At 75.0% G+C, this 13,674-nt stretch carries 16 protein-coding genes; 8 read left to right on the forward strand and 8 right to left on the reverse strand.

All coding sequences use genetic code 11. The annotated features are described in order from the left end of the window. Positions 1 to 18 precede the first annotated feature (18 nt). Positions 19 to 219: a GTPase activator gene (locus tag ACZ6S5_RS19615; protein ID WP_466002301.1), complete on the reverse strand. Its 201-nt coding sequence runs from the start codon at positions 217 to 219 to the stop codon at positions 19 to 21. Positions 220 to 291: 72 nt separating this feature from the next. Continuing rightward, positions 292 to 1,194, reverse strand: a complete 903-nt coding sequence (locus ACZ6S5_RS19620; protein WP_466002302.1) for a DUF72 domain-containing protein — start codon at positions 1,192 to 1,194, stop codon at positions 292 to 294. Between the two features lie 121 nt (positions 1,195 to 1,315). On the opposite strand from ACZ6S5_RS19620, the gene ACZ6S5_RS19625 reads away from it, so the two are divergent. Further along, entirely contained in the window at positions 1,316 to 1,822 is a 507-nt protein-coding gene (locus ACZ6S5_RS19625; RefSeq protein ID WP_466002304.1) for a DinB family protein, read from the forward strand. 96 nt (positions 1,823 to 1,918) lie between these two features. Then, positions 1,919 to 2,704, forward strand: coding sequence for a hypothetical protein (locus ACZ6S5_RS19630; RefSeq protein WP_466002305.1), 786 nt, complete (start codon positions 1,919 to 1,921; stop codon positions 2,702 to 2,704). Between the two features lie 79 nt (positions 2,705 to 2,783). On the opposite strand, the gene ACZ6S5_RS19635 is transcribed toward ACZ6S5_RS19630, so the two are convergent. Continuing rightward, positions 2,784 to 4,001, reverse strand: a complete 1,218-nt coding sequence (locus ACZ6S5_RS19635; protein WP_466002306.1) for a S8 family peptidase — start codon at positions 3,999 to 4,001, stop codon at positions 2,784 to 2,786. Between the two features lie 291 nt (positions 4,002 to 4,292). Here ACZ6S5_RS19635 and shbA point away from each other — a divergent pair, with 291 nt between their 5' ends. From shbA to ACZ6S5_RS19650, 3 genes are all read left to right on the forward strand, one after another. Next, complete coding sequence (gene shbA, locus ACZ6S5_RS19640) at positions 4,293 to 4,865, forward strand: RNA polymerase sigma factor ShbA (RefSeq protein ID WP_466002307.1); 573 nt, start codon at positions 4,293 to 4,295, stop codon at positions 4,863 to 4,865. Continuing rightward, a complete protein-coding gene (locus ACZ6S5_RS19645) occupies positions 4,862 to 6,175 on the forward strand; it encodes a DNA polymerase III subunit gamma/tau domain-containing protein (RefSeq protein WP_466002308.1) in 1,314 nt (437 codons plus the stop codon). Before shbA ends, ACZ6S5_RS19645 begins: the two co-directional genes overlap by 4 nt. Positions 6,176 to 6,336: 161 nt before the next feature. Continuing rightward, positions 6,337 to 7,026 carry a Pr6Pr family membrane protein gene (locus tag ACZ6S5_RS19650; RefSeq protein ID WP_466002310.1) on the forward strand — a complete coding sequence of 230 codons (690 nt, stop codon included), beginning with the start codon at positions 6,337 to 6,339 and terminating at the stop codon, positions 7,024 to 7,026. 101 nt (positions 7,027 to 7,127) lie between these two features. Here the strand turns inward: ACZ6S5_RS19650 and ACZ6S5_RS19655 are convergent, their stop codons facing one another. From ACZ6S5_RS19655 to ACZ6S5_RS19665, 3 genes are all read right to left on the reverse strand, one after another. Further along, positions 7,128 to 9,185 (reverse strand): amylo-alpha-1,6-glucosidase, encoded by a 2,058-nt coding sequence (locus ACZ6S5_RS19655; RefSeq protein WP_466002312.1) that lies wholly within the window; start codon positions 9,183 to 9,185, stop codon positions 7,128 to 7,130. Further along, positions 9,182 to 9,556 (reverse strand): SCP2 sterol-binding domain-containing protein, encoded by a 375-nt coding sequence (locus ACZ6S5_RS19660; RefSeq protein WP_466002314.1) that lies wholly within the window; start codon positions 9,554 to 9,556, stop codon positions 9,182 to 9,184. The genes ACZ6S5_RS19655 and ACZ6S5_RS19660 overlap by 4 nt, the downstream gene beginning before the upstream one ends. Before the next feature lie 139 nt (positions 9,557 to 9,695). After that, on the reverse strand, positions 9,696 to 10,205 hold the full coding sequence (locus ACZ6S5_RS19665; RefSeq protein ID WP_466002316.1) for a mycothiol transferase: 510 nt from the start codon (positions 10,203 to 10,205) through the stop codon (positions 9,696 to 9,698). Positions 10,206 to 10,286: 81 nt separating this feature from the next. On the opposite strand from ACZ6S5_RS19665, the gene ACZ6S5_RS19670 reads away from it, so the two are divergent. After that, positions 10,287 to 10,802: a 2'-5' RNA ligase family protein gene (locus ACZ6S5_RS19670; RefSeq protein WP_466002318.1), complete on the forward strand. Its 516-nt coding sequence runs from the start codon at positions 10,287 to 10,289 to the stop codon at positions 10,800 to 10,802. Positions 10,803 to 10,876: 74 nt separating this feature from the next. Here the strand turns inward: ACZ6S5_RS19670 and ACZ6S5_RS19675 are convergent, their stop codons facing one another. Both ACZ6S5_RS19675 and ACZ6S5_RS19680 read right to left on the reverse strand, forming a co-directional pair. After that, entirely contained in the window at positions 10,877 to 11,329 is a 453-nt protein-coding gene (locus tag ACZ6S5_RS19675) for a GNAT family N-acetyltransferase (protein ID WP_466002320.1), read from the reverse strand. Next, positions 11,326 to 12,663: a PP2C family protein-serine/threonine phosphatase gene (locus ACZ6S5_RS19680; protein WP_466002322.1), complete on the reverse strand. Its 1,338-nt coding sequence runs from the start codon at positions 12,661 to 12,663 to the stop codon at positions 11,326 to 11,328. The genes ACZ6S5_RS19675 and ACZ6S5_RS19680 overlap by 4 nt, the downstream gene beginning before the upstream one ends. Before the next feature lie 124 nt (positions 12,664 to 12,787). On the opposite strand from ACZ6S5_RS19680, the gene ACZ6S5_RS19685 reads away from it, so the two are divergent. Together ACZ6S5_RS19685 and ACZ6S5_RS19690 are read left to right on the forward strand one after the other, a co-directional pair. Continuing rightward, the gene (locus ACZ6S5_RS19685) at positions 12,788 to 13,108 is read left to right on the forward strand and encodes an ArsR/SmtB family transcription factor (protein WP_466002324.1); all 321 of its coding nucleotides are present in this window, start codon (positions 12,788 to 12,790) and stop codon (positions 13,106 to 13,108) included. Continuing rightward, the gene (locus ACZ6S5_RS19690; protein WP_466002326.1) at positions 13,105 to 13,575 is read left to right on the forward strand and encodes an SRPBCC family protein; all 471 of its coding nucleotides are present in this window, start codon (positions 13,105 to 13,107) and stop codon (positions 13,573 to 13,575) included. The genes ACZ6S5_RS19685 and ACZ6S5_RS19690 overlap by 4 nt, the downstream gene beginning before the upstream one ends. Positions 13,576 to 13,674 lie beyond the last annotated feature (99 nt).

Here is a 13,674-nt window from a genome sequence, read left to right on the forward strand (position 1 = left end):
GCGGCCCGGCGACGCCGGTCAGGAGCCGGTGCCGTCCTCCCCCGGCGTCCCCATCGCCGGCGGCTCGGGCCGCGCCTCCGGTGCTTCGGCCACCGGGTGGCCGGTGTCGTCCACCAGGCCCGGCGCCATGCTGCCGCCGTGCGCCTCCTCGGCCTCCCGGGTGGCCCGGGGATCCCGGTCGTCCCGTCGGTCGACCGCCTCGTCCCGCCGCTCGTCCACCCTCCGCCCCCTCGCCTCGACCCTCGGCACCGCCCGTACCCGGCCAGGCCTGGGGAAAACCCGCCGACCGGGTCAGGAGCCGGCGGCGGCCGGCTGGCCGGCGGGCGCGACGCCGAGCAGCTCGGCGAGCCGGGCCGCGTCCCGCGGGGCCTGGTCGTCGCAGCAGTTGTTCATCAGCACGTGCAGCTCGGCGCACTGGTCGGCCAGCTCGTGCAGCAGCACGGACCAGCGGCGCAGCTCCTCCGCGCCGTAGGCGTACCGGAACCTCTCCTGCTTGTCGCCGCTCTCCCAGGCGGTGCTGTGCCCGTGGAAGCGGACCACCGCGAGGTCCGTGGTGGCGACGAGGATCGGCGGCACCGACGAGACGTGCCCCTGCGGCATGTCCACGCAGACGTAGCCGAGTCCGTGCTCGCGCAGGAACGTCACCGTGTCCACCACCGCGTCGTCGGCGAACCAGGAGGAGTGCCGCAGCTCGACGGCGACCCGGAAGGGCCGGCACCGCCGGGCCGCCGCCAGGATCCGCCGCCGGGCCGCGTCGCCCCGGGCCAGCCAGGGCGGGAACTGGAGCAGCACCGCGCCGAGCCGGTCGGCCGCCGCGAGCGGCGCCAGCGCCGCGTGAAACCGGTCCCAGAGCTCGTCGTACGCCCCGGCGGGCAGGTCGCGCCAGCGGATCCGGCTCGCGCCGCCGGCCGGCCGCAGCTCCCGGGGCAGCGCGGCGACCGGCGTGTGGTGGCCGGTGAACAGGCGGAACGCCTTGACGTCGAAGATGAATCCGGGCGGGGTGGCGGCCACCCAGCCCGCGACGGTCTCCGGCAGCGGGATCGCGTAGTACGACGTGTCCACCTCGACCAGGCCGAACCGCTCCGCGTAGAAGCCGAGTCGACCGGCGGGGGTGTTGACGGCGCGGGGGTACCAGCCGGAGCGGACCAGCATCTGGTCGGCCCAGGAGGACGTGCCCACCTTGATGACACCCATGTAATTCAGTGCACCGCGATCGGGACGAATCGGCAACCGGGGGCGGCCCGGGGTGGAGTGGCCGGAAGTGTCGGTGGCGGGGCGTACGGTGTCCCCGGTCCTCGACGGAAAGGCGGGCGGCATGAGAGCCTCCGACCAGATCCTCACCGGCGAGCGGGCGGACCTGCTCGCCACGCTGCGCCGGCACCGCGGCTTCCTCCGGCAGACCGTGCAGGGCCTGACCGACGAGCAGGCCGGCGCGCGCAGCACCGTCAGCGAACTCTGCCTCGGCGGGCTGATCAAACACGTGGCGACCACCGAGGAACGGTGGATGTGGTTCGCCGTGGGCGGCGCCGAGGCGATGCAGAGCGAGCCGATCGACTGGGTCGGCCAGTTCCGGATGGCGGAGGGCGAGAGCCTCGCCGGGCTGCTCGCCGAGTTCGACCGGGTGGCCGAGGCGACCGACGCGCTGGTCGCCACCCTCGACCTCGACGCGGCCCATCCGCTGCCGGTCGCCCCGTGGTTCGAGCCGGGGGCGAGCTGGTCGGTCCGCCGGGTGCTGCTGCACGTGATCGCGGAGACCGCGCAGCACGCCGGTCACGCCGACATCCTCCGCGAGTCGATCGACGGGGCCAAGACCATGGGGTGAAACCCCCGCACAGTGACGGACCTCACCGTCCGAGACCGGTCGCGGGCGGAGCGCCGATGTGACGTCACAACCCGGGGCGGCGCTGATCGACACGAGATGAACGCACACCGCATGGACCAGGAGACCGTCGAGCGCCTGCTCGTCGGTCCCGTCGCCGACGCGCAGGACGGTCCGGAGGTGCTCGTCCAACTCCTGGCCGCCGTCCGCGCCGCTCCCTACCCGCACGAGCTGAGCGGCGAGGCCGCCGCCCTCCAGGCGTTCCGCATGGCGCGAGCCGGCTCGGTGCCGGTGCTGGCGTCCCGTCCGCAGCGACGGTCGCTCGCCAACCTGCTCGGCGCCAAGGTCGCGCTGGCCGCCCTGCTCGCCGCCGCCACCGGCGGCGTGGCGCTGGCCGCCGTCACCGGGACGCTGCCCGGCCCGCTGGGCCACGAACCGGGCACCACGCCGAGCGCCAGCACGGAAGGCCGCCCCACCCCGACGTCCGGTCCGGACGCCTCCGGCACCCCGGGCGCCGACCTGACCGATCGGCCCGGCGGCACCGCGTCGCTGAAGGGGCTCTGCACCGCCTACCGGAGCGAGTCGGGCGAGAACCGACGCAAGGCGCTGGAGTCCCCGCGCTTTGCCGAGCTGGTCACGGCGGCGGGCGGCCGGGACGAGGTCGCCGGCTACTGCGACCGGCTGTTCGACGGGAGCGGCACCCCGAACGGGTCCACCGGCGGCGGGTCGAAGCGACCGGACGCCGAGCCGAGCGGCCGGGTCACCGGCCGGCCGGAGCGGACACCGTCCGCCCCGGCGGCTTCTGTCACCCCGACGTCGCGACCGAGCGAACCGGCGGGTCCGGCGATCAACCAGCCCGCCTCGGTCGGTCCGACGCAGCACTGAGCCACGCCCGGCCCCCGACGGCCGGACAGGCCTCGGCCGTGCCGACCCGGGCGGGTCGGCACGGCCGAGGGGGCGACGGTCAGAAGGTGGCGACGTTCAGCAGCTTCTCCTGGATGCCGTCCGGGTCGCCGGCCGGCCAGCTGTAGTTGGTCGTACCGGCCGCCTGGAGGGCCGACTTGACCGCGCTCGGAGTGGCGGTCGGGTGGGTCGCCTTGTAGAGGGCGGCGCCACCGGCGGCGTGCGGGCTGGCCATCGAGGTGCCGGAGATGGTGTTGTAGCCGCCGCCCTTCCAGGTCGAGTAGATGCAGACACCCGGGGCCATCAGGTCGACGTCGGCGCCGTAGTTGGAGAAGTCGGCGATGGTGTCGTCCACATCGGTGCGGCAGGTGGACGCCGCGCCGCCGCCCGGCAGGCCGTTGAAGTCGGCCAGCGCGGAGACGGTGATGACCTCGTCGTACGCGGCCGGCACGTGGTTGGCCGCGTTGTCGGTCTCGTTGCCGGCGGCCACGACGTACGTCACGCCGGCCGTGACCGACCTGCAGATCGCCTCGTGCATGGCGTCCTTGTTGCTGCCGCAGGCGCTGTCGGAACCCGAGCCGCCGAGGCTCATGTTGGCGACCTCGATCTCGCTGGCGTGCGCCGTCACGTAGTCGATGCCGCAGATGATGTCGGAGAAGGTACCGCTGCCGGCGTTGTTGAGCACCCGGACCGGCCACACCCGGGCACCGGGGGCCATGCCGACCGCGCCGATCCCGTTGTCCAGCGCGCCGATGGTGCCGGCGACGTGCGAGCCGTGCCCGTTGCCGTCGTTGGCGCTGTTGCCGGTGGAGCAGTTCTTCGCCCCGGCGGTGTAGACGTTCAGGTCGGGGTGGGTCAGGTCGATGCCGGTGTCAATGACCGCGACGTCGACGTTGACCCGCTCGTCCACACCGTTGATCTTCGCGGTCGGGCTCAGTTCCGCGTCGGCCCGGTTGATCCCCGTCGGCGTGGTCTGCGCGTCGGCCGTGGCCACCCCGTCAGGCTGGACGAAGAGCACCCGGGCGTCGCGGGCGATGCGGGCGGCGGCGGTGGCGCTCATCCGGGCCGAGTAGCCGCGCAGGGCGTGCTCGTAGACGTGGCCGACGGTGGCGCCCGTCGCCCGCGCCTGTTCGGCGGCGACCGATGACGAGTTCGCGTCGGCGCGGAGGACGACGATGTAGCCGGTCTCCGCCTCGGCGCGCGGGGCGGCGTTGGCGCCGGTCGCCGAGGCGGCGACGACGATGCCGGTGAGCATCGCGACGCCCAGTGTCTTGCGCATGGGGTTCCTCTCCACGTGCGGTCGGGCCGGTCGGCCCAGGCAGAGGCTGGCGCACCCGACGGGCCACGGACCAGAGCTCGTAGTCATTCGTTATTGGAAATATATAAATTCAGGCGAAAAGCCGCGCAACGATGGACCCGGCGTTGGAAACGCCAGGTCGGGCGGGCGGCAGGCCGCTCCTGTCGGGTTATCGCCGCCGGCCGGTGCGGCGTTTCAACCCGCCCCTTGGCGGTAGGCCGGTGGCCGGATACCGTCGAGCCACGCCACAGCGGAAGGGCCTCGTTGACCTCGATGGACACACCGGATCCCGACCTCGTCCGGCGGGCCGTGGCCGGTGATCCGGTGGCGGTGGCGCGGGTGCTCGCCCAGATCAGGCCGATCGCGGTGCGCTACAGCCTGGCCCGGCTGGGACACGTCGGCGCCGGGGGCGCCACGGCGGAGGACGTCGCCCAGGAGGTCTGCCTCGCCGTGCTGCGCGCGCTTCCCCGGTTCACCGACCAGGGCCGTCCGTTCCTCGCCTTCGTGTACGGCATCGCTGCCCGCAAGGTGGCCGACGCCTGCCGAGCCGCCAGCCGCGACCGCACCGAGAGCGTCGCCGACCTGCCCGACACCGCCGATCCCGCGCCCGGCCCGGAGCCCCGGGCGCTCACCGCCGACCTCGGCGTCCGACTCTCCGGGCTGCTGGCCCAGTTGCCGGCGACCCACCGGGAGATCCTGGTGCTCCGCCTGGCGGTCGGGATGACGGCCGACGAGGTCGGTACGGTGCTCGGTATGACCGCTGGTGCCGTACGGCTGGCGCAGCATCGGGCGTTGACCCGGCTGCGCGCCCTCGCCGGTGACTCGCTGGCGGGGGTGCTGCGGTGAGCGACGACGCCCGGCCCACGCCGGAGCGCGAGGATCCGGTGCTGCGCGACGATGAGTTGCTCGAGGCGCTGCGTCGCGGCGCGCCACCGCCGCCCGACGACCCGGTGGCCGCCCTGCTGGCCGGCTGGCACACCGAGATCGAGAGCCGCGCCGCCCGGCTGGAGGCCGCCACCCGCCCGGCGCCCGACGCGCCGCAGCCGGCCAGCTCGACACCGCCGTCCGACCTGGACGGTCGTACCCGCGGCGCCGCCGACCTGGACGGTGACCCCGGCGAAGCCACCGACCGGGACGGTGACCGCGGCGGGGCCACCGACCAGGACGGCGGCACCGGCGGACCGGCCGACCGGGCGGGCCACGGGTCCGGGCCACGGCGGGCGCGATCCGGCGCCGCTCGGACGTCCCGCCGTCGGGCACGGATCCTGTCCGGGGCGGCCCTCACCCTCGTGACGATGACGGGCGGGGTCTGGCTGGGCTCGGCCCGGGCCGAGCCGGACGGGCTGCTCTGGCCGGTCACCGAACTGGTCTGGACGGAGCGGGCCGAGTCGCTCACCGCCGAACGCGAGATCGACCGGCTCCTCGACCAGGCGCGACGTGACCTGGGCGCCGGCCGGTACGCCGAGGCCCGTGGGGACCTGGAACGGGCTGCCGTCCTCCTCGCCCACCTCGGCGACGATCGGCGCGCCGACCGGCTGCGGACCGATCTCGACGACCTGCGGGACCGCCTGCCGGCACCCGCCAGGCCGGAGAGCCCCGCCCTACCGCCGCGCCTGCCGGGCGTCCCGAGCGCGCCACCGACCGATCCGCCGACGGACGGCGCGGGTGCCACGTCGCCGTCCGCGGTGTCGCCCCCGAACGACTCGTCCGCCCCGGAACGTCCGGTGGCGCCACCGGGCCGGCCGACGCACCCGTCGCCGACGACCTCGCCCGCCGCGGCCACTCCCGCCCTCGACACCGACCAGCCGACACGCCCGGCCAGACCCACCGGCCGGCCGACGGACGGGCCGGGCGGTCCGGCCGGCCGGCCGACGGACGGGCCGGCGGCCACCGGGCGGCCGGACGACACCCGGGCCCACCCCACCACGGACGCCGGCCGGCCGACGCACTCCGCGCCGACCCGACCCACCACCGACGCCGCTCGGCCGACGCGCTCCGCGGCGGCCGGACCCAGCACCGACGCCGATCGGTCGACCCGCTCGGCGCCGTCCGGCCCCGCCTCGGCGGACGGGACCGGGACGGCCGTCACCTCCCGGGCGCTGGCGGACCCGGACGACGGCCCGACCCCGGCGGCCGCCCCGGCGCCGGAGGCGTGAGCCCGGGCGGCGCGGTCAGGTCCGGCTGGTGAGGGCGGCGAGGGCGGTGTCGACGTACGCCGCCCGGGCGGTCGCGTCGTCCGGCACGAACTCCGGCATCCGGAGTGGATCGAGCACGATCTCACCCGAAAGCCGGGCGGCCGGGCTGGTAGCTTGCCACGGTGACTCCGCGGCGTCGACGATGGGTGATCCCCTTCCGCCTGGCCATCGTGCTCAGCGTGGTGGCCGGCATCGTGCTCACCGCCCTCGGCCCGGCGACGGTGACCGGGCTGCTGCCCTACTTCACCATCCAGAGCAACGTGGCGGTCGGCGTTTTCGCCGGGTACGCCGCCTGGCGGGCCTGGCAGGACCGACCGGAGCCGCCGTCGGCGCTCAAGGGCGCGGTGACCCTCTACATCACCATCACCGGCACGGTCTACCACCTGGTGCTGGCCAACCCGGCCAGCCCGTTCGCGATGGTGCAGCCGCACCGCGAGCCGGGCGAGTGGTGGGGCAACCAGTTCCTGCACACCGTCGTGCCGCTGCTGGCGATCGCCGACTGGGCGCTGTTCGACCGGCGCGGCCGGCTGCGCCTGCGGTACGCGGCCTGGTGGCTGGCGTTCCCGGTGGCGTACCTCGGGTTCGCCCTGGTGCGCGGGCTGATCGTGCACCGCTACCCGTACCCGTTCATCGACGCCGGCCAGCTGGGCTACGACGGGGTCGGCCTCTCCTCGCTCTTCTTCGCGTTCGCGTTCTGGCTGCTCGGGCTCCTCTTCGTGGGGATCGACAAGGGCCTGGCCCGGCGTACCCCGGCGGTGCCGGCACCGTCCGGCGCGGAGGAGCCCGGCCGGATCCCGGCCGCGCCGCGGTGAGCCCGGTACTCGGAGGAGGCGCTGCTCGCCACGCGCGACCCGGCCGTGGCGGCACAGGTCTCGGCCGCCTACGACCTGCTCCCGTTCGGCTGAGCCGTCGATCAGCGCACCCGGCGCCGGCCACGGGTCCCCCGGTCCCGGCCGAACGAGTCGGCGCGTCCCCACCGGCCCGGGATGTCCAGCAGCTCGATCCGGCCGTACCCCTCGGGGACGGCCGGGTCCACCAGCAGGTTGTCGCCGCACGGGCGCAGCCCGAGCATGGTCGCGAGCAGCATGAGCAGCCCTCCGGAGGCCCACGACTGCGGCCGGCCGGCGGCCGGTAGCTGGACCGGGTACTTGGTCACCGTGCGGGAATAGCCGGCGATCACCTCCGGCACCGAGCCACCGAGCGTCTCCACCATCGCGAACATCCCGTCGGCGATCCGGGCCGCCTCCCGGTCGTACCCGTAGCGGCGCAGACCCGCCGCGATCAGCGCGTTGTCGGACGGCCAGACCGAGCCCAGGTGCGCGCCGACCGGGTTGTACGGCCGCTGCCCGTCGGCGTACGTCCGCACGCCCCAGCCGGAGAAGAGCTCCGGCCCGCCCAGGTGCGCCGCGAGCGCCCCGGCCCGCTCCGGCTCGACGATCCCGGTGTACAGCAGGTGGCCGAGCCCGGAGGTGAGCGCGTCGACCCGCTCTCCGTCCGGAGTCAGCGCGAACGCGTAGTACTCCCGGTCCGGCAGCCAGAAGTCGCGGTTGAACCGCTCCCGCAGGCGCGCCGCCTCGGCCTCCAGCCGGTCCGCGTACGCCGGGTCGTCCCAGAACTCCCGGGCCAGCCGGGCGCCGCGCAGCTTCGCGTCGTACGCGTACCCCTGGAGCTCGCAGGTGGCCCGGGGGAACACCGGCTCGCGGCCGTGCCGGTCCACGACGGCGTCCGGCGAGTTCCGCCAGGTCTGGTTGGCCACCCCGTTGACCGTGTTGCGGGGCTGGTAGCGCAGGTAGCCGTCGCCGCACAGGTCGCCGTACGCGTCGATCCAGTCCAGCGCCATCCGGGCCGGGTGGCGCAGCTGCCGGACCAGTTCGGCGTCGCCGGTCCAGCGCTCGTACTCGTCGAGCAGGGTCACGAAGAGCGGCGTGGTGTCCGCCGCGCCGTAGTAGACCGCGGTGGGCTGCTCGCCGAACGCGGCCGCCTCGCCGTAGCGGAGTTCGGCGAGGATCTTCCCCGGCTCCTCGTCGTGGTAGTCGTCGAGCCGACCGCCTTGGAGCAGGGCGAGCAGGTGCAGCGTCGCCGGGGCCAGCTCGGGCGCGAACGGCAGCGTCTGCAGGCAGGTGATCATGGCGTCCCGGCCGTAGAACGCCATCGCCCAGGGGAGGCCGCCCACCGGCACCCGTTCGCTGTACGCCAGCGGCATGTACCGCAGCGCGGCCAGGTCGTTCAGCGCCTGCCGGTACGCCGACTCCAGCGATTCGCGGTCGGCAACGAGCTGCGGGGCGTGGTCGAACCACCGGGCGAGGTCCTCGCGCATGTCCCGGTGCACGTGCCGCCGGTGGGCCTCCAGGCTCGACCGCAGGTCCCGCCCGCCGGCGCCGTGGATGATCATGGCCACGTGCAGGTCGGTGTGCCACTCGCCGTCCGGCGCGACCCGGATCCGGAAGGACATCCCGTTCGCGTCCACCTCCACCGGTTCCGTGCTGGTCACGAGGGTCTCCCGGGTGAACCGTTCGCGCTGGTAGCAGAGGCGCAGCTGGCGCCGGACCGAGTCGGCGGTGACGACCGGCCGGCGCGGCACGGGGCGGCGGATCTCGGCGGTGTCGGCGAAGTCGCTGTCGATCTCCATCCGGACAGTGAACTCGGCCGGCTCCGCGGAGTGGTTGAGCACGGTGATCCGCTCGTTGAAGCTCTCGTCGATGGACCGGTGCCGGATCACCGAGACTTTCGCGTCCACGTAATGGCTCGCGGCGCCGGGGACCAGCACGAACCGAGTCTCGAAGGAGGCCAGCTCGTCCCGGGACAGGGCGTGCAGCCGCTCCCCGTCGACGGTGAGCATCCAGCGGGACACGAACCGGGTGTCGAAGGACCACAGGCCGATCGGGGCGTACGGGTCGACCTCCATGTCGCCCTGCGCGTCGCCCATCGCAAAGGCGTTGCCGGCGAGGACGTGGAGCAGCTCATGCTTCACCGGGCGCCCCCTCCACAGCTCGTCAGGCGGGGGTCCCGGGCCTCGGACGGGCCCGGGAAGAGCCGGCGCAGGGCCAGCAGCAGCCGCAGGTTGCCCTGCACCGTGAGGTCGTTGCGCAGCAGCGCCGCCGCCGGGTGCAGGCGACCCTCGGCGAGCCGGTCGAAGACCTCCCGGTCGGCGCGGACCACCAGCTCGGCCTCCTGGAAGGAACGGGTCACCCGGACCTCCTGCCGGTCGATCACCAGATACCAGTGCTCGGTCCGCCCACCGTCCCGCAGGTCGAGCCGGAGGCTGCCGGCCGTGTTCTCCGGCAGGTCTGGATGCTCGCCGGCCACCCGCTCCGCCAGGTACTGCGCCGCCGACATGCCCATCGGTCCCTCCCCGTGTCCGCTCGTCCCCGCAGGGTCCCCGGCGGGAGGGTGAGCTCAACTCACCCGATCCGGGTGAGGACTGGTGGAGTGCCCGCCGCCGGGGTAGAGCGGAGGCAGCTGGAGCGGGCCCGGGCGGCGGTCACCCCCGCTGGATGAGCCCGCGCACGTACGCGGCCTGGCCGGCGTGCTGGAGATCGTCCTCCAGCAGGCTGCTCAGCCGCACGCCGAGGGTGACCGGCGGGTCCCAGTTCTCGTCCACCACCCGGTCGAGGTCGGCCGGCCGCAGGCCGCGCAGGGACGCCAGGGTCCGGTCGACCACCGCCCGGTGGTAGTCGACCAGCACCCGGCCGTCCTCCGGCCGCACGGCGGCGATCTGCTCGGGCCCGTGCCCGAAGCCGGTGTCGTCGGAATCCGCGGTCAGCCCGATCCGGCCGGCCCAGTCGCCGGTGACCCAGAGCTGCTGCTCCCCCAGTACATCGGACACGCCGTGGTCCTGGATCCGGGTCAGGTGCCAGACCAGCCAGCCCACCGGGTTGGCGCCGGCCGCCGGGGCCTGCCGCAGCTGCTCCGCGCTCAGCCCGTCGACCGCCGACTCCACCAGGTCGGGCAGCCGGCCGTACGCCTCGGTCAGCAGATCGTTCACGTCCACGGGTCCACGCTCCTCCGCCGTCGGTGCCACCTGCGCAGTACCGCCCACACGGCCGGGCAAACCTCGCCCTAGGCTGATCATGTGGTCGCGGCGCTGGAGCTGTATCTCGACACCGACGCCACCCGGCGGATCCGGGTGCTCTGGGACGCGCTGGAGTCCGAGGGCGTGCAGAGCATGAAGTCCCTGCTCGAACAGCGGCACCGGCCGCACGTCTCGCTCGCGGTGGCCCCACGCTTCGACCCGGAACGGGTCGCCGAAGCGCTCGCCGGCATGGTGGTGGCCGCCCCGCTGCGGCTGGAGTTCCAGCACGCCGGCCAGTTCGTCGGACGGGTGCTCTGGCTCGGGCCGGCTCCCACGACCGAACTGCTGTCCCACCACACCCAGGTGCACCACCGGCTCGCCCGGGCCGGCATCGACCTGGTCGAGCACTACCAGCCGGGCCGGTGGGTGCCGCACTGCACGCTCTCCATGCGGGTGCCGAACGCGCTGATGGCCGCGGCGGTCCGCCGCTGCCTGGAGGTGCTGCCGCTGACCGCCACCGTGGTCGGCGCGTCCGTCACCGACCATGCCCGGGGCATCGCCCACCCGATCCCCTGACCGTGCACAGACGCCCCGCACGCGGCCCCCGGGGCATCCCGCCCGCGACCACGGACCCGGCCGGGCGGGGTGGATCACGGCCCGAAGTCGACGAGGAAGGTCGGGTACTCGGGTTGCGGGCACGGTTCGCCCCGGTAGCCGAGCCGCTCGTAGAAGGGCGCGGCCCGCTCCCGGTGCGCCTGCCACTCCAGGTGCCGGACCCGCCCGGCCGCCCACTCGGAGACGGCCGCGAGCAGCGCGGCGCCCACGCCGTGCCGGCGCCGGTCCGGGCGTACGTAGAGGTCGTGCAGGCGGGCCGTGCGGTGCGCGTCGCCCGCGCGCAGATGCGGCCCGTGGTCCTGAACGGCGGCGTAGCCGACCAGCCCGTCCGGGTCGACCGCGCCGAACAGCGCCCAGCGGGGGTCGGCGAGCAGGTCCAGGAAGCGCCTGCGGTGCACCTCCGGCGGGTCCGCCCCCACCCCCATGTCGCACAGCATCGGCCAGAGCGCCGGCCAGTCCGCGGCGGCCAGTTCCCGTACGGTCGTCACGCCGGCCAGGATGCGTTCCGGGCGGCGGCAGGGCCACCGGTTTCCGGGCCGGGCGGGGCCTGGCACCGCATCACCAGCAGGGCGATGTCGTCCTCGTGGCCGGCCGGAGCGAGGTCGAGCAGCAGGTCGCAGAGGTGCTCGACGGCGGCGTCGCCGACCTGTTCCAGCCGCAGCGTCAGGTCGGCGATCCCCTCGTCGAGCACGTCGGCGCGGCGCTCCACCAGCCCGTCGGTGTAGAGCACCAGGGTGCTGCCGGGGGCCAGGTCCACCGTCTGCTCGCGACGCGGCACCCCGGGCTGGACGCCGAGCATCAGGTCATGGCCGGCGAGCAGCCGTACGCCGCCGTGGGGGCCGCGCAGCAGGGCCGGCGGGTGCCCGGCGTTGGACCAGCGCAGCCGCCAGCCGTCCGGGGTGGGCTCGGCCCGGGCCAGCAACGCGGTGGCCAGGGCCCGTACCCGCAGGCCGCGCAGCGCCCGGTCCAGCCGGCCGAGCAGTTCGGCGGGCCCGTCCGCGCTGTCGTACGCCAGCCCGCGCAGCACGTTGCGGATCTGCCCCATGGCCGCCACCGCGTCCCGGTCGTGGCCGGTCACGTCCCCGACCACCAGCACGGTCGACCCGCCGGCGGTCTGGAACGCGTCGTACCAGTCGCCGCCGACGTGCACGCCGTGCGCGGCGGCCTGATAGCGGACCGCGATGTCCAGCGCGCCCGTGGTGGGCGGGGAGGTGAGCAGGCTGTGCTGCAACGCCTCGGAGAGCCGCTGCGCGGCCAGCGCGCCGGCCCGCTGGGCGGCCCGTTGCTGGATCCGGTCCAACGCCTGGGCGCACTGCGCGGCGAAGGCCTCCAGCATGGTGATCTCGTCGGGCCGGAACCGCCGCTCCTCCCGCCAGGAGACGGCGAGCGAGCCGAGCAGCCGGACGCCGACCCGCAATGGCAGGACCGCCCAGGCGTCCCGCCCGGTGTCCTCGTACACCTCGATCATCTCGGCGGTGAAGGCGACGCCGGCGGCGCGGTCCGGCAGCAGCAGCGGCTCCCCGGTGCGCGCCACCCAGCAGGCCGGCAACGGGCTGTCGTACGGCACGTCGCCGTAGGTGGCCTGGACCTGCGGGCCGAGCCGGCTGCCGACCACGACGCGCAACCGCTCGGCGCCCTCGCGGACGACCACCGCGCCGCCGTCCGCCCCGAGCACCGGCACCGCCCGGTCCACCATGATGGCGACCAGATCCTCGACGGTCTCCGCGCTGAGCAGGTCCAACGCGACGGCGACCATGCGGTGCAGCCGCTCGTCGGCACCCGCCGTCGGGGCGATCGGCAGCCCGGCACGGTTTCCGCGCACCGCTCCCCTCCCCTCGTCCGGTCGTCGGCCGACGGACAGCACAGCACACCTGTCCACGGTCCGGCCCACCCGGTCCACCGGCGGCGGGTTGACAGTCGCATCGGAAAGTCTAGACTTACCGTTCGTGGCCACTTACCAAGGACGGATGCTCGACGCGCTGGGCGACCCGACCCGGCGCGCGGTCTTCGAGCTCCTCGCCGCCGGGCCACGCTCGGTCGCCGAGATCGCGGCCGACCTGCCGGTCAGCCGGCCCGCGGTGTCCCAGCACCTGAAGGTGCTCAAGGAGGCCGCCCTGGTGTCGTCGACGGCCGTCGGCACCCGCCGCGTCTATTCGCTGGACCCGCGGGGCCTGGCGGCCGTGCGCGGCTACTTCGACCAGTTCTGGCAGCAGGCCCTGGCGGCGTTCGCGGACGCCGTCGACAACCCTCCCGAGGAGGAGCCGTGACCACCGCAGAAACGGACACCGCCGTACGCACCAGCGTCCGGGTCACCGCCGACCCCGAGCGCGCGTTCGAGGTCTTCACCACTGGCATGGACCGCTGGTGGCTCCGCTCGCACCACCTGCTCCCCGACGACCTGAAGCGGGTCGTCGTCGAGCCGCGGGTCGGCGGCGCGCTCCGGGAGGAGAGCGTCAGCGGCCAGACCTGCGACTGGGGGCGGGTGCTCACCTGGGACCCGCCGCGCACCTTCGCCTTCGCCTGGCTGATCGGTCCCGACTGGGAGGTGCCCGACGCCGGCGCCGCCGGCAGCCGGGTCACCGTCACCTTCACCCGGGTCGACGGCGGCACCCGGGTCGACCTGGTGCACGACCGGCTGGACGCGCACGGCGCCGGCTGGGAGAAGGTCCGCGACGCGGTCGGCAACGACGGTGGCTGGCCGGGCCTGTTGCACGAGTACGCCGGAGCGGTCTGACCCCACCCGGGGGGGGGGGGGGGGGGGGGGGGGGGGGGGGGGGGGGGGGGGGGGGGGGGGGGGGGGGGGGGGGGGGGGGGGGGGGGGGGGGGGGGGGGG

It is taken from the genome of Micromonospora sp. NPDC051924 (assembly GCF_055586005.1).

Excerpts from the sequence above, each read along its gene's own strand:
- ACZ6S5_RS19620 (WP_466002302.1), bottom strand. The coding sequence starts at position 1,194 with ATGGGTGTCATCAAGGTGGGCACGTCCTCCTGGGCCGACCAGATGCTG.
- ACZ6S5_RS19625 (WP_466002304.1), top strand. The coding sequence starts at position 1,316 with ATGAGAGCCTCCGACCAGATCCTCACCGGCGAGCGGGCGGACCTGCTC.
- ACZ6S5_RS19630 (WP_466002305.1), top strand. The coding sequence starts at position 1,919 with ATGAACGCACACCGCATGGACCAGGAGACCGTCGAGCGCCTGCTCGTC.
- ACZ6S5_RS19635 (WP_466002306.1), bottom strand. The coding sequence starts at position 4,001 with ATGCGCAAGACACTGGGCGTCGCGATGCTCACCGGCATCGTCGTCGCC.
- shbA (WP_466002307.1), top strand. The coding sequence starts at position 4,293 with ATGGACACACCGGATCCCGACCTCGTCCGGCGGGCCGTGGCCGGTGAT.
- ACZ6S5_RS19660 (WP_466002314.1), bottom strand. The coding sequence starts at position 9,556 with ATGGGCATGTCGGCGGCGCAGTACCTGGCGGAGCGGGTGGCCGGCGAG.